Annotated in this window: 14 protein-coding genes; 9 read left to right on the top strand and 5 right to left on the bottom strand. The window is 69.3% G+C overall.

The window, feature by feature from the left end; genetic code table 11:
• Positions 1 to 47 precede the first annotated feature (47 nt).
• From KIT25_15950 to KIT25_15935, 4 genes are read left to right on the top strand one after another with little or no spacing between them, the layout of a single operon-like run.
• Positions 48 to 1,655 carry a methylcrotonoyl-CoA carboxylase gene (locus KIT25_15950; protein UYN93540.1) on the top strand — a complete coding sequence of 536 codons (1,608 nt, stop codon included), beginning with the start codon at positions 48 to 50 and terminating at the stop codon, positions 1,653 to 1,655.
• An 8-nt stretch (positions 1,656 to 1,663) separates the two neighbouring features.
• A complete protein-coding gene (locus KIT25_15945) occupies positions 1,664 to 2,443 on the top strand; it encodes an enoyl-CoA hydratase/isomerase family protein (protein UYN93539.1) in 780 nt (259 codons plus the stop codon).
• The gene (locus tag KIT25_15940; protein UYN93538.1) at positions 2,443 to 3,033 is read left to right on the top strand and encodes a hypothetical protein; all 591 of its coding nucleotides are present in this window, start codon (positions 2,443 to 2,445) and stop codon (positions 3,031 to 3,033) included. The genes KIT25_15945 and KIT25_15940 overlap by 1 nt, the downstream gene beginning before the upstream one ends.
• Positions 3,030 to 5,033 (top strand): acetyl/propionyl/methylcrotonyl-CoA carboxylase subunit alpha, encoded by a 2,004-nt coding sequence (locus KIT25_15935; protein ID UYN97960.1) that lies wholly within the window; start codon positions 3,030 to 3,032, stop codon positions 5,031 to 5,033. Before KIT25_15940 ends, KIT25_15935 begins: the two co-directional genes overlap by 4 nt.
• 3 nt (positions 5,034 to 5,036) lie before the next feature.
• On the opposite strand, the gene KIT25_15930 is transcribed toward KIT25_15935, so the two are convergent.
• The 4 genes from KIT25_15930 to KIT25_15915 all read right to left on the bottom strand — a co-directional run bounded on the left by KIT25_15930 (position 5,037) and on the right by KIT25_15915 (position 8,240).
• Positions 5,037 to 5,909, bottom strand: coding sequence for a DUF2189 domain-containing protein (locus KIT25_15930; GenBank protein UYN97959.1), 873 nt, complete (start codon positions 5,907 to 5,909; stop codon positions 5,037 to 5,039).
• Between the two features lie 149 nt (positions 5,910 to 6,058).
• Positions 6,059 to 6,682 carry a hypothetical protein gene (locus tag KIT25_15925; GenBank protein ID UYN93537.1) on the bottom strand — a complete coding sequence of 208 codons (624 nt, stop codon included), beginning with the start codon at positions 6,680 to 6,682 and terminating at the stop codon, positions 6,059 to 6,061.
• A gap of 213 nt (positions 6,683 to 6,895) precedes the next feature.
• Positions 6,896 to 7,825 carry an aminotransferase class IV gene (locus KIT25_15920; GenBank protein UYN93536.1) on the bottom strand — a complete coding sequence of 310 codons (930 nt, stop codon included), beginning with the start codon at positions 7,823 to 7,825 and terminating at the stop codon, positions 6,896 to 6,898.
• A 28-nt stretch (positions 7,826 to 7,853) separates the two neighbouring features.
• The gene (locus KIT25_15915; protein UYN93535.1) at positions 7,854 to 8,240 is read right to left on the bottom strand and encodes a hypothetical protein; all 387 of its coding nucleotides are present in this window, start codon (positions 8,238 to 8,240) and stop codon (positions 7,854 to 7,856) included.
• Between the two features lie 70 nt (positions 8,241 to 8,310).
• Here KIT25_15915 and KIT25_15910 point away from each other — a divergent pair, with 70 nt between their 5' ends.
• From KIT25_15910 to KIT25_15895, 4 genes are read left to right on the top strand one after another with little or no spacing between them, the layout of a single operon-like run.
• Positions 8,311 to 9,219: a hydroxymethylglutaryl-CoA lyase gene (locus tag KIT25_15910; GenBank protein ID UYN93534.1), complete on the top strand. Its 909-nt coding sequence runs from the start codon at positions 8,311 to 8,313 to the stop codon at positions 9,217 to 9,219.
• 32 nt (positions 9,220 to 9,251) lie between these two features.
• Positions 9,252 to 11,591 carry a xanthine dehydrogenase family protein gene (locus tag KIT25_15905; GenBank protein UYN93533.1) on the top strand — a complete coding sequence of 780 codons (2,340 nt, stop codon included), beginning with the start codon at positions 9,252 to 9,254 and terminating at the stop codon, positions 11,589 to 11,591.
• Positions 11,588 to 12,424: an FAD binding domain-containing protein gene (locus KIT25_15900; GenBank protein ID UYN93532.1), complete on the top strand. Its 837-nt coding sequence runs from the start codon at positions 11,588 to 11,590 to the stop codon at positions 12,422 to 12,424. Before KIT25_15905 ends, KIT25_15900 begins: the two co-directional genes overlap by 4 nt.
• Positions 12,421 to 12,912 carry a (2Fe-2S)-binding protein gene (locus tag KIT25_15895; protein UYN93531.1) on the top strand — a complete coding sequence of 164 codons (492 nt, stop codon included), beginning with the start codon at positions 12,421 to 12,423 and terminating at the stop codon, positions 12,910 to 12,912. Before KIT25_15900 ends, KIT25_15895 begins: the two co-directional genes overlap by 4 nt.
• Here the strand turns inward: KIT25_15895 and KIT25_15890 are convergent.
• On the bottom strand, positions 12,909 to 14,174 hold the full coding sequence (locus tag KIT25_15890; GenBank protein UYN93530.1) for a winged helix-turn-helix domain-containing protein: 1,266 nt from the start codon (positions 14,172 to 14,174) through the stop codon (positions 12,909 to 12,911). The two genes, KIT25_15895 and KIT25_15890, sit on opposite strands and share 4 nt — an antisense overlap.
• Positions 14,175 to 14,370: 196 nt before the next feature.
• Between KIT25_15890 and KIT25_15885 the strand changes: the two genes are divergently transcribed.
• Entirely contained in the window at positions 14,371 to 17,295 is a 2,925-nt protein-coding gene (locus KIT25_15885) for an autotransporter domain-containing protein (protein UYN93529.1), read from the top strand.
• Positions 17,296 to 17,447: the final 152 nt, after the last annotated feature.

The following is a 17,447-nucleotide window of genomic DNA, read 5'->3' as shown; positions in this document are numbered from 1 at the left end:
CCCACGGTCTTGCACGGGCTCGCGGGTCCGGGCAGTTTGACCCGGTCATGACCGTTCTTTCCTCGCAGATCGACACCCGTTCCGATGGTTTCAGGCGCAACGCGGAGGCCATGCGGGCGTTGGTCGCCGACCTGCGCCAGCGTACCGACAAGGTGCGGCTGGGTGGCGGCGAGGAATCGCGCAAACGCCATGTCGCGCGCGGCAAGCTGCTGCCGCGCGAGCGGGTGCGCGCGCTGCTCGATCCCGGTTCGCCCTTTCTCGAACTGTCGCCGCTCGCGGCGATGGACATGTACGACAATGAGGCGCCTGGCTCGGGTGTCATCACCGGCATCGGCCGCGTCAGCGGAGTGGAGTGCGTGATCGTGTGCAACGATGCCACCGTGAAAGGCGGCACGTACTACCCGATGACGGTGAAGAAGCATTTGCGGGCGCAGGAGGTGGCGATGGAGAATCGCCTGCCCTGCGTCTACATGGTCGATTCGGGCGGCGCGAACCTGCCGCAATGGCCCGAGGTTTTCCCCGACAAGACCCATTTCGGCCGCATCTTCTACAACCAGGCCAACATGTCGGCGCAAGGCATCCCGCAGATCGCCGTGGTGATGGGTTCGTGCACGGCGGGCGGTGCCTACGTGCCGGCAATGAGCGATGAGACGATCATCGTGCGCAAGCAGGGCACGATCTTCCTGGCCGGCCCGCCGTTGGTGAAGGCGGCTATCGGCGAGGTCGTGAGCGCCGAGGATCTCGGCGGCGCCGACGTACATGCTCGCACGTCGGGGGTTGCCGACCACTACGCCATGAACGACAGCCATGCGCTCGGCATGGCGCGCCGAATCGTCGCCAACTTGAACTGGAGGAAGAGCCCGTCCGTCTCGCTTCTCGACCCGGTGGAGCCGAGATACGCGGGCGAGGAGCTCTACGGCGTCGTGCCGGCCGATTCGAAGACGCCCTTCGACATGCGCGAGGTGATAGCCCGCTTGGTCGACGACAGCGAACTCGACGAATTCAAGCAGCTCTACGGCACGACCATCGTCACCGGCTTCGCGCGCATTTGGGGGCATCCGGTCGGCATCGTCGCCAACAACGGCATCCTGTTCAACGAATCGGCACTCAAGGCGGCACACTTCATCGAACTGTGCGGCCAGCGCGGCGTTCCACTCGTCTTCCTGCAGAACATCACGGGCTTCATGGTGGGCCGCAAGTACGAGGCCGGCGGAATCGCCCGCGACGGAGCCAAGATGGTGACCGCCGTGTCGACCGTCGCGGTGCCCAAGTTCACCGTGATCGTCGGCGGCAGCTACGGCGCCGGCAACTACGGCATGTGCGGCCGCGCCTACAGCCCGCGCTTCCTGTGGATGTGGCCGTCGGCGCGCATCTCGGTGATGGGCGGCGAGCAGGCCGCCAGCGTGCTCGCCACGGTGCGGCGCGACAACATCGAGGCCAAGGGCGGCACGTGGTCGAGAGAAGAAGAAGAGAAATTCAAGCAGCCGGTGCGCGAGGCCTACGACCGCGAGGGCCATCCCTACTACGCGACGGCGCGGCTGTGGGACGACGGCATCCTCGATCCGGTCGACACGCGCATGGCGCTGGCGCTCGGTCTGTCCGCGGCGATGAACCAGCCGATCGGGACCACGAAGTTCGGCGTCTTCCGCATGTGATCGTGGACATGGCTCCGATCCTTACCTCCGTCATGTCCGGCGTGGCGACCCTGCGTCTCAATCGACCGGCCGATATGAACTCGCTCGATGCCGCGGCCGCGCGAGCCGTTGTCGACGCCCTCGACGCCTTTGCCGCCGACGAGACTGTTCGTGTGCTCGTTGTGGGCGGCGAGGGCGCCGTCTTCTCGGCCGGCGGCGACTTCAACTGGGTGCTGAGCTGGCCCGGGCTCGATGCCATCACGCGGCGCGTCGGCGCCGACGTCATGATGGGGGCGGTGCAGGCCATTTACGACTTCCCCAAGCCCTCGATCGCCCGCGTGCATGGCGCGGCGGTCGGCGGTGGCGTCGGCCTGATGCTGGCCTGCGACTTCGCGGTGGCGGCGTCGACGGCGCGCTTCGGCATGACGTCGGTGCGCAACGGGCTGCTCGCCGGCATCGCCATCCCGGCCCTGATCGAGGCGGTCGGCCCGAGGATGGCGCGCCAGCTTCTGATGCACGGCGGCCTCTTCGACGCGGCGACCGCGCTGCGCATCGGCCTGGTCGACCAGGTGGTCGACGCGGAGGAACTCGATACCACCGTCGCCACGCTGGCTGCCGAGCTGAAGCTCGGCGCGCCTTCGGTGCAGAAGCTGATCAAGACGCTGGTTCCGGAAGTCGACAGTCGCCCCCACGACGGCGCGACCGCCGACTTTCTGGGCGAGCACGTCGCCAATCAATGCGTGACCGAGGAGGCGCTCGAAGGCATGAAGGCGTTCCTCGACAAGCGCAAACCAAGGTGGGCCGTCTGATGCACAAACTCCTCCCGATTGCCGCAATTCTCGTGGCCCTGGCGCCGTCCCTGGCGGCCGCCCAGACGGATCCCCGTGTCGGCAGGGCCAGCCGGTTGGGCGAGATCGTGGTGTCGACAGCGGCTCAGGCGCGCATCGCCACTCAGCTGTGCAAGGTCGGGAGGGCCGACGACATCGATCGCATCATCATGGCGATGGACAAGCGGTATCGGTACTGCGCCTCGAAGGACCCCGCCTGGACGGCTCTGCTCGGCAAGTTCGCCGCCGACGAGCAGAGGGCGAAGGCAGCCGACGACGGCCGATCGCTCGGCTCGTTTCACTACGACGCCCTGCTGAAGGAGCGCACGCCCGATGCGGAGGCGGCCGGTGCGCACAAGTACTGCACCGACCTGCCGTGGAAGATGATGCTCGAGCCGGCGGCGGCGACCGATTCGGCGAAGGCCGAGTACAAGCGCTCCCATCCGGAAGCCAAGCTGGAGGACGGACTCGCATTCCTGCACTGGCTGATCGGACTCGGGCGCGACCAGACCTGGACCGAGGCACCCTGCGACACGGCGTTCTGGCCGGAGTATCCGGGGCCGAAGAAATAGCGATGTTCGCCAAGATCCTGATCGCCAACCGCGGCGAGATCGCCTGCCGGGTCGTCAAGACGGCACGGCGGCTCGGCATCAAGACGGTGGCGGTCTATTCCGACGCCGACCGCAACGCGCGGCACGTGGCGATGGCGGACGAGGCGGTTCATATCGGCGCATCGCCGGCACGCGAGAGCTATCTCGTGGCCGACAAGCTGATCGAGGCGGCGAAGCGCACGGGCGCGCAGGCGATCCATCCGGGCTACGGGTTCCTGTCGGAGAATGCCGGCTTCGCCGAGGCCTGCGCCAAGGCAGGGATCGTCTTCATCGGACCGCCGCCACAGGCGATCCGCGCGATGGGGTCCAAGAGCGAAGCCAAGAAGATCATGGAGAAGGCCAGGGTGCCGTTGGTGCCGGGCTATCATGGCGACGACCAGGCGCTCGACCTGCTAGCGGGGGAGGCCGAGCGCATCGGCTTCCCGGTGCTGATCAAGGCGTCGGCGGGCGGCGGCGGCAAGGGCATGCGCATCGTCGAGGAGGCGGGCAAGTTCGCTGACGCCCTGGCCGGCGCCAAGCGCGAGGCCAAGGCCTCCTTCGCCGACGACCATGTGCTGATCGAGAAGTATCTGACGCGGCCGCGCCACATCGAGATCCAGGTCTTCGCCGACGGCCATGGCGACTGCGTCTATCTGTTCGAGCGCGACTGCTCGATCCAGCGTCGGCATCAGAAGGTGATCGAAGAGGCGCCCGCACCCGGCATGGAACCGGCGCGGCGCAAGGCGATGGGCGAGGCGGCGGTCGCCGCCGCCAAGGCGATCGGCTATGTCGGCGCCGGCACGGTCGAGTTCATCGCCGACCAGGACGGCACGTTCTACTTCATGGAAATGAACACCCGGCTCCAGGTCGAGCATCCGGTCACCGAGGCGATTACCGGGCAGGATCTCGTCGAATGGCAGCTTCTCGTCGCGGCGGATGGTCGTCTGCCGTTGCGGCAGGACGAGCTTCGCATCGACGGCCACGCCGTCGAGGTCCGACTCTATGCCGAGGACCCGGCGCGCAATTTCCTGCCGTCGACGGGCACGCTGATGCACGTGCGGCTGCCCGAGGAGGGAGCGCACGTGCGCGTCGATACAGGCGTGCGCGAGGGCGACACGGTGACGCCGTTCTACGATCCGATGATCGCCAAGGTAATCGTGCACGACCGCGACCGGACCTCGGCGCTGCGGCGCATGGCGGCGCTGATGGGTGAGACCGAAGTGGTCGGCGTGACGACCAACGCCGCCCTGCTGAAGGCGCTGTGCGTCCATCCCGCATTCGTCGGCGGCGAAGTCGACACGGGCTTCATCGAGCGTCATCGGGAGGCGCTGTTCGCCAAGCTGGCGCCGGCCGACGATCGCGCGCTCGCCATCGCCACCTTGGCGCGGCTGGCAGAGTTCGAGCGTCCCGACGGCACGCGTGATCCATGGGACCAGACCAACGGGTTTCGCTTGCTCGACGAGGGCCATGACGAGGTGCGGTGGAGGGACGGCGAGCGCGAGGTTGCCGTGATCGCCCGTCGACCGCGTTCGGGCGGACTGCTCCTCGAACTGCCGGGTGGGTCGTCGGAGGCGTGGGTGCAGCGCGCCGACGGCGGCCGGCTGGCGATTCGGCTGGCCGGCGACACCTTCGTCGCCACGGTCGTGCGCCGCCGCGCCAACGACGGCGCCATCGAATACAGCCTGTTCGCCCATGGCGCGAACCGGCGGCTGGTGTTGGTCGATCCGCTCGACGTCACCCGCTACGAGGCGGCGGGCGCGGGCGAGGCCTCGGTACGCTCGCCGCTGCCGGGCAAGATCATCGACCTCAAGGTCAAGGCCGGGGACAGCGTCAGCAAGGGCCAGCCGCTCCTCGTACTCGAGGCGATGAAGATGGAGCACACGCTCGCGGCTCCCGCCGACGGCACGGTCAAGAGCGTGCGCTACGCCGTCGGCGAGCAGGTTGCCGAGGGTGCCGAACTGGTCGAGTTCGAAGCCGGCTGAGGGTCAGGCCGGCGCGACCACCCTGCGATAAAGGTGCCAGGTGGCGTGGCCCAGCACTGGCAGGACGATGGCGAGGCCGACCAGCAGCGGCAGTGCTCCCAGCACCAGACCCGCCGCGACAATCAGGCCCCACAAGGCCATCGGCCCGGGATTGTCGCGCACGGCCTTGAGCGATGTCGCGATGGCCGTGCCGACACCGACGTTGCGATCGAGCAACAGCGGGAACGACACCACGCTGATCGCCAGCACCGCGATCGCGAACAGGAACCCCGTTCCGACGCCGGCCAGGATCATCGTCCAGCCCGCGTGCGTGGTGACCGCGTCGCGTGCGAAGGCGAGGGCGGAAACCGGGGCGTCGGGCCCGAGGGTGACGGTGTAGATCAGCCACGCCGCCCATAGCCAGAGCGCGAACAGGCCGAGCAGGATGAGGCCCAACGCCAGAATCGAGCCGAACGACGGCGAGCGCGCCACGGCGAAGGCGTCGGACCATCCTCGCGCAATGCCGAGCTCACGCCGCCGGCTCATCTCGTAGAGGCCGACGCCGAACAGTGGCGCGATCAGGGCGAAACCCGAGACCAGCGGAAAGACCAGGGGCAGGAACCCGTAGTCGACGGCCAGGCGCGAGATCACCAGCCCCGCCACCGGATAGATCATGCACAGGAAGACGACGTCGGTGCGGCAGGCGGTGAAGTCGCGCACGCCCCGGGCAAGCGCCTCGCGCAGGTCGGCCACGGCGATCGGTCGGACGACGGGTGGCGCTGCGTCGTGCGTTTCCCACGCGCCGTCGATGCTGCTGGCGGCGTTCTCCAGGACGTGGCCTGTTCCCTTGAGTTGGTCCCAGCCCCATTCGATGGGATTGCGGATGTGGTTTTGCATGGCCATGGCTTCCTCCCGAACGAAAGAGTTCGAAGGGCCGCGGGCCGATCATGGCTGGCTGGCCAGTATGGTCGCCGGTCACGAGGGAGCCGCGATCCAACCACTGGCTTTAGTCTACCCCAGGTCGGCCCGGAGCGACAGGGCTCGGTTCAGAGGCTCAGGGGAAGGCGCAGCGGCGCGGCGTGGCGCGAATCTCGCGGGCGCGCCGTGACGATCCAGCGCAGCGCTGGAAAGCGCCGCTTGGCCGCGAGGTAGAAACTCAAGCCGTTGCCGTCGTCGAGCGTGACGTCGCTGACGATCGCATGCAGCGGATCGTCGCCTTCGGCGAGAGTGTGCAGGTGCGATTGCGCTTCGGCGAGGGAGCGGCACGCAACGACCTGGTCGCGGCAATCGAGCATGTGGCCGACCATCGCGGCGCGCCGGCCGTCGTCGGCATCGATCAGCAGCACGTTGAGGCCGCCGCCGACGCGGCCGTGATCCTGCTCGATGCGCTCGGCAAGGCAACCGATATCGTGGTGGGCCGGCAACAGCACCCAGCGCAGGCCGCGGAAGCGCGCGCCGAGCGCCCGGCGGAACTCCGTGCCGCCCTCGCTCTCGAGATGCTCGGCCATCACGACGACGTCGGCCGGCGTGTCGGGATGCTCGACGAAGCGGACGATCTCGTGCGCTTCCTCGATCGAGCTGGCGGGCGTCACACGATGCCCGCAGGCCATCAGGTGGCGCAGGATGGCGACGCGGCGATGCGCGCTGTCCTCGACAAGCAGGATATTCATCGTGGGTCCGTCCGCTCGAAATGAACTGGATGAATGAGACGATTGAAAATGCGCGACTCGTCCGGCGACGAGGACAATGCTGTGATCAAACTGTGGCAAAGCACGCGGCCCGTTGTCACCAACAAAACGCTCCGAATCGGCGACGAGCACTTTCGCGCCGCGCGAATCTCGCGCGGCGAGCGGAGAAGTTTCAATGCCTGTGATTGTTCTGCGCTACTGAATGAATCGCAGATACTGGGCGACGAAGTCGCAGCCGACGTCCTTGGCGTAGGCGTCGATCAGCTTCTTCGTGACCGGCCCCGGCACGCGCCCGTCGCCGACCGGCGCGCCGTTGAAGCTCTTCACCGGCAGGATGCAGAGGCTCGTCGAGGTGAGGAACATCTCCTCGGCGTTGGCCGCGTCGAACAGGTCGATGTCGCCCGCCGTGCAGGCGATGCCGAGGCGCTTGGCCATGTCCATCGTCATCTGCCGGCTGACGCCCGGCAGCACGTAGCGTTCGGAGGGCGTGAACATCTCGCCCTCGCGTACGACGAAGATGTTGCTGCCCAGGCCCTCGGCGAGGTTGCCGTTCTCGTCGAGCAGGATCGCCCAGGCGTCGGGATTGAGCGCCTTCACCGGCTTCTCGGCCATGATCATGTTGAGGTAGTTGTGCGTCTTGGCGCGCGGGCTGAGCATCGACGGTGCCGTCCGGCGCGTCGTCGTCGTGATCACCTCGGCGCCGTCGCGGAACATGTGGGCGCGCTTGGCGAGCGGCAGCGGCAGCACCTCGATCACCACGTTCGGTCCGGTGTGGTCCCAGCCCTCGTCGCCCACGGCATCGACGCCGCGGCTGACGCGCTGGCCGACCCACCAGTCGCCGACGGCGGGCCGCAGATGCTCGTTGCGTGCCACCACTTCCTCGCTGTGCGCGACCATGTCCTTGGGGCCGATGCCCGGATCGATCTGCAGGTAGCGCAGCGAGCGGTAGAAGCGGTCGATGTGCTCCTTGAGGCGGAATGGCTTGCCCTCGAAGGTGCGAGTCATGTCGAAGGCGCCGTCACCGTACTTCCAGCTGCGGTCGCGGAACGGGATCATGACCTGGTTTTCCGGCATGAACTTGCCGTTGAACCAGGCGATGCGTTGGTTGCTGAGCTGCTGGGCCATGGGGGGGGTCTCCTCGGGGGGCAGGCTATCAGGGCTTGCCGCGCGCGAGAAGCGCATGCAGCAGGATGGCGCCGAAGGTCGCCGTGCCGATGCCGCCCATGGCGAACTCGTGGAACCGGAGGGTAAAGTCGCCGGTCCCGAGCACGAGCGTGATGGCGGCGACGACGAGGTTTCGCGAGCCGAGAAAGCTCGGCACGTGCCCACCGGTGACGACGAAGAAGATCAGGGTCGCGACGCCGGCCATGAGAATGGCGACGTTGGGATCGAAGCCCATGAGCAGCGGCCCCAGCACCGTCGCGCCGAACATCGCGATGACGTGCTGCAGACCGAGCACCGCGGTCTGGGGCCAGGGCAGGCGCTCGCTCGGCGCGACGACCAGGCCGTCGACCGGCTGCCTTATCGTCCATCGAAACATGCTTCCCCCTCGACCGCTTGCGCGGCGCGTCATTGGCGCGAATATGGGGCAGGCACCTGTGGAGAGAGCGATGAATCTGCCCAAGAGGGTCCGACTGGTCGAGGTCGGCCCGCGTGACGGACTGCAGAACGAGGCGCGGCCCGTGCCGGTCGAGGCCAAGGTCAGGCTGATCGACGCGCTGTCGGCCGCCGGCCATGCCGCCGTCGAGGCCGGCAGCTTCGTGTCGCCGAAATGGGTGCCGCAGATGGCCGACACCGACCGGGTGATGGCGCAGATCAGGCGCAAGCCCGGCGTCGGCTATCCCGTGCTGGTGCCCAACAAGCAGGGCATGAACGGCGCGGTCGAGGCGAGGTGTGAGGAGATCGCCGTCTTCACCGCCGCCTCGGAAGCCTTCTGCCGCAAGAACACCAACTGCTCGATCGACGAGAGCTTCGAGCGCTTCACCCCGGTCATGGAGGCGGCCCGCAAGCACGGCATGAAGGTGCGGGGCTACGTCTCGACGGTGATCGCCTGTCCCTACGACGGCAAGGTGGCACCGGCGAAGGTGGCGGAGGTCTCGGACCGCCTGTTCCGCATGGGCTGCTACGAGGTGTCGCTCGGCGACACGATCGGCGTCGGCACGCCGGCGGAATGCGTCGCCATGATCGATGCCGTCGCCGAGAAGGTGCCACGCGAAAGCATCGCGGCGCACTTCCACGACACCTACGGTCAGTCGCTGGCCAACATCCTGGCGGTGATGGAGCGTGGCATCGCCGTGTTCGACACCGCGGTCGCGGGCCTGGGCGGATGCCCCTACGCCAAGGGCGCGTCGGGCAATGTCGGCACCGAGGACGTCATCTACCTGATGAACGGGCTCGGCATCGAGCATGGCGTCGATCTCGAGGCGATCGCGAGCGCCGGCCGCGACATCTGCGCCGCGCTTGGCCGCGAGCCGGCGTCGAAGGTGGCGCAGGCCCTGAAGGCCAGGATGGCGGCGTAGCGATCGTGCGCTTCACCCATATCGGCCGGCCGATGCCCCGACGCGAGACGCGCCGTCTCGTGACGGGCGGCGGCCGCTTCGTCGACGATCATGCGGCGAAAGGCGAGCTGCATGCCGCCTTCCTGCGCAGTCCGTATCCGCACGCCGCTTTCGCCTTCGGCGACCTCGCCGCCGCGCGCGGGTTGGCCGGAGTCGCCGCCGTCCTGACCGCCGCCGACCTGGATCGCGTCTGCCGGGCGTGGCGCTGCGAGTCCAAGGCCTTCCCCGGGCTGGTGTCGCCCGAGCAGCGCCCGCTCGCCCGCGACGAGGCGCTTCATCAGGGCGAGCCCGTCGCGCTGGTGCTCGCGACCTCGCGCGCCGTCGCCGAGGATGCGCTCGAGCTGATCGACATCGACTGGCGCGAGCTGCCATCGGCGACGGACCTCGCGACGGCGCTCGCGGCTGACGCGCCGCCCGTCCAGCGTGGCCTCGGCTCGAATCTCGCCTGGTCGACCGAATGGCACACCGGCGACGTCGACAAGGCCTTCGCCGACGCCGCATTGGTCGTCGAGGAGACCTTCACCTTCGAGCGCCACACCGGCGTGACCCTGGAATCGCGCGGCGCCTTCGCCCGTTGGGATCGCGCCGCCGGCACGCTCGAGGTGCGGCTGTCGCACCAGATGCCGCACCAGATGCAGCTTCACCTCGCGCAGTTCCTCGATCTGCCGATGTCGCGCGTGCGGGTGATCTGCGGCGACGTGGGCGGCGGCTTCGGCGTGAAGATGCACGTCTATCCCGACGAGATCGCCGTCTGCGCCGCGAGCCGGCTGCTCGGCCGGCCGGTGCGCTTCCAGGCCGACCGGCTCGAATCCTTCGTCTCCGACATCCACGCCCGCGAGCACATCGTCCGGGCGCGCATGGCGGTCGACGCCGAGGGCAGGATCGTGGCGATGGACGTCGACGATCTGCAGGGGCTCGGCGCCTATTCGATCTTCCCGCGCTCGAGCACCGCCGAGGCGATGAGCGGGCTGCGCGTCATGGGCGCACCGTACCGGTTCGCCGACTTCCGGGCGAAGCTCCGCTGCGCGCTGCAGAACAAGGTGTCGACCGGGCAGTTCCGCGCCGTCGGCGCGCCGATCGCCGTGTCGGTGACGGAGCGGCTGGTCGACCTGGCGGCGCGCGCCCGCGGCGAGGACCCGCTCGACTTCCGCCGGCGCAACCTGATGCGGCCCGAGGACATGCCCTGCACGGCGGCCGCCGGCAGCCATCTCTTTGGCCTGTCGCACCACCAGTGCCTCGAGAAGCTGGTCGAGCTGATGGACCTGCCGTCGCTGTGCGCCGAGATCGCCGAGGGGCGCAGGGCGGGCCGGTTGCTCGGGCTCGGCTTCGCCAGCGCAGTTGAAATGACCGCGTCCGGCGTCGAGTCCTACGGCCGCGCCGGCGTGCCCGTCGCCTCGATCGACAGCGTGACGGCGACGCTCGAGCTTTCGGGCGAGGTGACCGCGAAGGCATCGGTCAGCGAGATCGGCCAGGGCGTGGTGCAGGGGCTGGCGCAGATCATGGCCGACGCCGTCGGCGTGCCGGTGTCCATGGTGACGGTCGAGAGCGGCGACACGGCGACAGTGCCGCATGGCGGCGGCGCCTGGGCCTCGCGCGGCGCGGCGATCGGCGGCGAGGCGGCGTGGGGCGCCGGTGTCGCCCTGCGCGCCGAGATCCTCGGTGCCGCGGCGGCGCTGCTGCAGGTGACGGTGGACGCTCTCGATCTGCGCGACGGCGAGGTCGTCGATCGCGAATCGGGCGCGCGCCGCATGAGCGCGGGCGAGATCGCCCATCTCGTGACCTTTCGCGGCTTCGAGCTCCCGAAGGGACTCCAGCCCAGGCTCGGCGTCACCCACACCTACCGGCGCGAGCAACATGTCTTCCTGCCCAACAACGGCATCCAGGCCTCGCTGGTCGAGATCGACCGCGCGACCGGGCTGGTGCGGGTGCTGCGGCACTGGGCGGTCGACGATTGCGGCCGCATCGTCAATCCGTTGCTGGTGGACGAGCAGATCCGCGGCGGCGTCGTGATGGGATTGGGCGAGGCATTGCTCGAGGCCTGCCGCTACGACGCGGCGGGCCAGCAGATCAATGCCACGCTCGCCGACTATCGCGTGCCGATGGCGGCCGAGATGCCCGACATCGCGGTGGCGCATGTCGAGACGCCCTATGCCGGCTCGGTCGTCGGCGCCAAGGGCGCTGGCGAAGCCGGCACCTGCGCCGCACCGGCCGCCGTGCTCAACGCGGTGAACGACGCGCTGGCGGGGGCGGGTGGCCGGATCGCGCACCTGCCGATCGATCCGCTCCAGGTGCTGCGCGCGCTCGGCGAGCTCGACGAGGAGACGGCGCCGTGAAGCCCGCGCGGTTCGACTATGCGCGACCGGCAAGCGTGAGCGAGGCGGTGATGCTGTTGGCGCGGCACGGCACCGACGCCGCGGTGCTGGCGGGCGGCCAGAGCCTGATGCCGATGATGGCGATGAGGCTCGCGACCCCCGGCCTGCTGGTCGATATCGGACGGCTGCCCGATCTCGACCGTGTCGAGCCGAAGGACGACCACCTGGTGATCGGCGCGCTCGCGACCCATGCGGCGCTGCTGGCGTCGCCGCTGGTGCGCGCCAGCGCGCCCTTGTTGGCCGAGGCCTTGCCTCACGTCGCCCATCCCGCCATCCGCAACCGCGGCACCCTGGGCGGCAGCCTGGCGCTCGCCGATCCCGCCGCCGAGTTGCCGGCCTGCATGGTCTGTCTCGACGCCGAGATCACGCTCGTCTCGCTGCGCGGCGAGCGCGTCGTGCTGGCTGGCGACTTCTTCCGCGGCGTCTACGGCACCGACCGCGAGCCCGACGAGCTGCTGGTGTCGGTGGCGGTTCCGGTCGCGCGCGAGGGATGGCGCTTCTCCTTCGGCGAGGTGGCACATCGTCACGGCGACTTCGCCCTGGCGGGCCTCGCCTTCGGCGCGCGCCGGGAGGGTAGACGAATCGTCGAGAGCCGCGTCGCCTATTGCGGCATCGAGGACGCGCCGCGCCGGCTGCTCGCCACCGAGTCGTGCCTCGCTGCGGGCCGATCGTTCGTCGAGGCGCGCGAAGTCGCACGGCGGGAGCTCGAACCGGGATCGAGCCGCGATGCGCCCGCCGCCTGGCGACGTCGGCTCGCCGGCGCGCTGCTGGAGCGGGCAGGGAGGACGGCATGAGGAAATCCGGCGAACCCGCGCTCGACATCGCCTGCGAGGTCAACGGCCGGCCGGTCGAGGCGCGCGTGCCGGTGCGCCGCTCGCTGGTCGACTGGCTGCGCCACGATCTCGGCCTGACCGGCAGCCATGTCGGCTGCGAGCACGGCGTGTGCGGCGCCTGCCACGTCGTGGTCGACGACAAGGTGGTGCGCGGCTGCCTCATGCTGGCGGTGCAGGCCGACGGCCGCTCGGTGCGGACAATCGAGCAGGCCGATGCCTCGCCGGTGGTGCGCGCCCTGCAGGACGCCTTTTACGAGCGGGCGGCGCTGCAGTGCGGCTACTGCACGCCCGGCATGATCCTGCAGGCCGCCGAGCTGCTGGCGGCAAGCCCGGCGCCGGACCGTGCCGAGATCCGCGAGGCGCTGTCCGGCAACTACTGCCGCTGCACGGGCTATCACGCCATCGTCGATGCGGTGGAGACCGCGGCGCGGCGGCTGCGCGGAGGTTAGCGGCTCAAGCCGACGTGCTCGACGATGCGCTGGAACCGCGGTTCGCCGCGCAGCGGATGGAAGGACGGATAGGCATCTACGTAGACGAGCGAATCGGCGTGGATCGCGATGCAACGCTCGAGTGCATCGAGCGTGCCGCTCGTGTCGCCGATCGCCATGCGCTGGATGGCGACCTCGTACCACTGGTCGAGGCGCTCCAGCAGGGCAATCCACTCCAGCATTGCCGCGCGATGGCCCTCGCTCCGCATCACCGTGTCGAGACGCGCCGCGAAGGGCGCATGGTCGAACAGTTCGAGCCAGATCCGGCGCTCGGCCATCGCCTCCTCGGGACGGCCGAGCTGGTCGAGGACGAACATGCGGCGGAAACGCGGGCGTCGCGCTTCGGGGTCGATCGACGTCGCTTCGGCCAACGCCGTGAGCGCGCGCTCGCCGTCGCCGGCCATCCAGTGGGCGAGGCCCAGATGCTCGATGATGTCGCGCCGCAGCGGATCGAGGCGTCGTCCGCGCCGCAGGTTCTCGACCGCTTCGTCGGGGTGACGCCGCGCCAGAAGAAACAGGGCAAGCGCGAAGGCGGCGTCCGCCGATTGGGGTGCGAGCGCGACGGCACGTGTGAGATCCGACTCGGCGCCGGCCCAATCCCACTCGTAGATCATCTTCAGCCGGCCGAGCACGCCCAGCGCCTCGCCGTTCGTCTCGTCCAGCACCAGCGCGCGATGCGCCGACTCGCGGGCGAGACGCACCGACTCGTCGATCGGCAGCGGCCGGCGGATCGTCGTCGAGGCCATCAGCAGGTAGGTCGAGGCCATGCCGGCATGGCAGTCGGCGTCGTTGGGATCGAGCGTCAGGGCGCGCTCGAACAGCATCAGCGCGCGCAGCGCCGGCAGCCGCTCGACCTTGTTGAGGTTGGCGCGCGCCTCGGCTTTCAGGAGCTGATGTGCCGTGGGCGCCGCGCGATCGTCCGGCGCGCCCACCGGATCCAGCAGGCGCACCGGCATGGCCAGGCGATAGCCCGCCTTGGCAACGGTCTCGATGCAATCGGTGCCTGTCGACGTGCCGTTCAGGGCCTTGCGCAGCATGGCGACCTGCACCGTGAGGTTGCGTTCCTCGACGGCGACCTCGGGCCACAGACGCGACGTGAAGGTTTCGCGCTCGACCAGCCTGCCTTGGGCTTCCACCAGCAATCGCAGCACCTCGAAGGTCTTGCCGGTGACGGCGAGCCGCCGGTCGCCGCGCTTCACGAGCCGCTCGGAAACATCGATCACGAAAGGACCGAACGCATAGACCGCCACGGTGCCAGCCCCCGCTTAACCGAGCCTTGATCTTTTTTTGATCTCCAACTGCACGCGTAGAGAAATTGCAGTCGCTAGTCTAGCGAGCAATTCGCATGGCACTTTGCTATGTCAGCAGCCCGACAACCTTGCATTGAAAATGCGCAAACATTCGGGGGAGCAACGACGAATGTCGGGTGGTGAGCCTGCGGCGTTGGCCGGTTGTCGGCGGCTGATGGCGATCCTGTTGACCGGAACATGCTTGACGCCGTGCGCCGCGGGTGCAGTCGACTTCAACGTCAATACGGAAGCAGGGCTGCGCACCGCCATCACGTCGGCGGCGAGCGGCGATCGCATCGTCTTCACCGGCAACATCACGCTGACGGCCGACCTGCCGATCGTGCAGACCAACGTCACCATCGTCGGCAACAACAACACGCTCTCGGGCAACAACCAGTTCCGCGGCCTGCTCATCGGCGCCTTCACCGGCAGTACCCAGACGGCGGTGTCGGTCACCGTGCAGGACCTCACGATCGCCAATGCCCGGGCGCAGGGAGGCAGCGGTTCGACGGGTGGCGGCGGCGGTGCTGGCCTTGGCGGCGCGCTGTTCGTTGCCAATCAGGCCACGCTGACCGTCAGCAATGTCACCCTGTCCGGCAACTCGGCGGTCGGTGGTAGCGGTGGCGCGGCCGGCGCGAGCGGCGGCGGTGGCGGTATGGGCGGCAACGGAGGCAGCACCGTCGGTGGTGGTGGCGGTCTTGGCGTCGGATCAACCGGCGGCAACAATGCCACAGCCGGCTCGGCCGGCATCGCGACCGGCGCGACCGCGGGCGGCACCGGCGGAACGGGCGGGCGGCGGCGGCACGGCCGGCGGCAGCGCGGGCGGCGGCGGCGGCGGTGCCGTTTCCGGAGGTGGTGGCGGCAGCAGCCGGCGGCGGGGTTGGCGGCGCGAACGGCGTCAACGGCCTGGCGCGTTCAACGGCGGCGCCGGCGGCTTCGGCGGCGGCGGCGGCGCCGGCAATGCGGTGCCACGGTCGGCGGCGCCGGCGGTTTCGGCGGCGGCGGCGGCGCCAACACGAGCGGGGGCGCCGGTGGCTTCGGTGGTGGTGGCGGCACCGGCGGCGGTGGTTCTGCTGGTGCGGGCGGGTTCGGCGGCGGCACCGGCGGCTCCGTCGGCGGTGGCGGCATCGGTGGCGGCGGAGGGGCCGGCCTCGGCGGCGCCGTCTTCGTGCAACAGGGCGGCACGCTCAGTATCGCCGGCGCCTTCAATGTTTCGGGTGGCACCGTCACGGCCGGCACGGCCGGTGGCGGTGTGGCCACGGCCGGCTCGGCCTTCGGCACCGGCCTCTTCCTGCAAGGCAACGGCACCATCACCTTCTCGCCGGGAGTGGGGGTGAGCCAGACGATCGCCGACGTCATCACCGACCAGACCGGCTCGGGCGGCACCGGCGGCAACGCCGGCAGCTACAATCTGGTGAAGAGCGGTTCGGGCACGCTCACGCTCTCCGGCGTCAACACCTACTCCGGCACCACCTCGGTGACGGGTGGTCTTCTGGCGATCAACGGCAGCATCGCGAGCAACGTCACCGTGGCCTCGGGCGGCACCTTGGGCGGCACGGGCACGATCACAGGCCTCGTCACGAACAACGGCATCGTGGCGCCGGGCAACTCGATCGGCACGCTCAACATCACCGGCAACTACGTGCACAATTCGGGTTCGACCTACCAGGTCGAGGTCAATGCCGCGGGCCAGAGCGACCGCATCAATGCCACCGGCACGGCGACGATCAACGGTGGCACGGTGCAGGTGCTGGCGGCCTCAGGCACTTACGGACCCAGCACGACGTACACCATCCTCAACGCCACGGGCGGCGTCACCGGCACCTTCTCGAGCGTCACCAGCAACCTCGCCTTCCTGGCGCCGAGCCTCGGCTACGACGCCAACAACGTGTTCCTCACCCTGATCCTGCGCACGAATGCTTTCTCGTCGGCGGCGCAGACGCCGAACCAGTTCGCCGTCGGCACCATACTCGATCTCTTGGGGACATCGGCGCCGGGCGACTTCGGCACCGTGCTGAACGCGCTGTTCGGCCTCGACACGACGCAGGGCCCGGCGGCGATGGACGCGATCAGCGGCCAGCCCCATGCGAGCTTCGGCACGGCGAACACGGCAATGGGTTATTCCTTCGCCAACGCCGTCGGCAACCAGATGAACGGCGGCCAGCACGGCGCCGGCCAGCGCGTGGCCCTGGCGGAGGCATGCGACACCACTTGCGATATGGGTCCGTCGCGCTGGGGCGCCTGGCTGAGCGGGCTCGTCGGCACCGGCTCGGTGCTGGGCAGCGGCAACAACTCGGGTGCGTTCACCTATAACTACGGCGGCACGGCGGTCGGGCTCGACCGCCGCATCGACGAGCGATTCCTGGTCGGCGTCGGGCTCGGCTACAGCAGCGGCAGCCAGTGGGTGAACGGGTTCTCGGGCCGCGGCACGGTCGATGCGTTCAGCGGCAGCCTGTACGGTTCCTTCACCGAGGGCGCGCTCTACGTCAGCGCGCTCGCCGGCTATTCGCGCGCGAGCAACCGCATGACGCGCACCATCGTCATTCCCGGGCTGGCGCCGCGCACTGCCTACGGCCAGACCACGGCCGACCAGTTCCTGGGTCAGGTCGAGGGCGGCTACCGGCTCGAGGTCGGTCCTGGCTCGATCACGCCGTTCGCCCGCCTGCAGGGCTCGACCGCCAACCAGGCCGGCTTCACCGAATGGGGTGCCGATTCCTTGAACCTCACGGTGGCGCAGCAGACCACCAACTCGCTGCGCACGGTGCTGGGGGCGGAGCTGCAGGGCGAGCTGGGGCCGTTGAACCTGCGGCTGCGCTTGGGATGGCAGCACGAGCTGGCCGACACGGCGCGGCCGATGACGGCCTCGTTCGCCGGCGCGCCGGGCAATGCGTTCACGGTCTACGGCGCCACGCCGCAGCGCGACTCGGCGGTGCTCGGCTTCGCCGGCCGGTACAGGGTCGGCGAGATGACCGAGTTCTACGCCCGCTACGACGGCGAGGTCGGCGGCGGCACCGACAATCACGCCTTCAACGCTGGACTACGCTTCATCTGGTAGGGCGATACCCGTCGCCCCCCAATTCCGCCTGTGGATGAGTGGACTCCGAGGACTGCAGGGGACTGTGAGGACTCGAGGACGAATCGCGTTGGATGTCGACGGCATCGGCATCGGAGCCATCCACACGGGAGTGGACTGGGCGGGGACGGCGG

The organism is Enhydrobacter sp. (genome assembly GCA_025808875.1).
Taxonomy (GTDB): Bacteria; Pseudomonadota; Alphaproteobacteria; order Reyranellales; family Reyranellaceae; genus Reyranella.
This window is presented reverse-complemented; position numbering and strand designations above follow the sequence as displayed.

Excerpts from the sequence above, each read along its gene's own strand:
- KIT25_15950 (UYN93540.1), top strand. The coding sequence starts at position 48 with ATGACCGTTCTTTCCTCGCAGATCGACACCCGTTCCGATGGTTTCAGG.
- KIT25_15945 (UYN93539.1), top strand. The coding sequence starts at position 1,664 with ATGGCTCCGATCCTTACCTCCGTCATGTCCGGCGTGGCGACCCTGCGT.
- KIT25_15940 (UYN93538.1), top strand. The coding sequence starts at position 2,443 with ATGCACAAACTCCTCCCGATTGCCGCAATTCTCGTGGCCCTGGCGCCG.
- KIT25_15930 (UYN97959.1), bottom strand. The coding sequence starts at position 5,909 with ATGCAAAACCACATCCGCAATCCCATCGAATGGGGCTGGGACCAACTC.
- KIT25_15925 (UYN93537.1), bottom strand. The coding sequence starts at position 6,682 with ATGAATATCCTGCTTGTCGAGGACAGCGCGCATCGCCGCGTCGCCATC.
- KIT25_15920 (UYN93536.1), bottom strand. The coding sequence starts at position 7,825 with ATGGCCCAGCAGCTCAGCAACCAACGCATCGCCTGGTTCAACGGCAAG.
- KIT25_15915 (UYN93535.1), bottom strand. The coding sequence starts at position 8,240 with ATGTTTCGATGGACGATAAGGCAGCCGGTCGACGGCCTGGTCGTCGCG.
- KIT25_15910 (UYN93534.1), top strand. The coding sequence starts at position 8,311 with ATGAATCTGCCCAAGAGGGTCCGACTGGTCGAGGTCGGCCCGCGTGAC.
- KIT25_15905 (UYN93533.1), top strand. The coding sequence starts at position 9,252 with ATGCCCCGACGCGAGACGCGCCGTCTCGTGACGGGCGGCGGCCGCTTC.
- KIT25_15895 (UYN93531.1), top strand. The coding sequence starts at position 12,421 with ATGAGGAAATCCGGCGAACCCGCGCTCGACATCGCCTGCGAGGTCAAC.
- KIT25_15885 (UYN93529.1), top strand. The coding sequence starts at position 14,371 with ATGTCGGGTGGTGAGCCTGCGGCGTTGGCCGGTTGTCGGCGGCTGATG.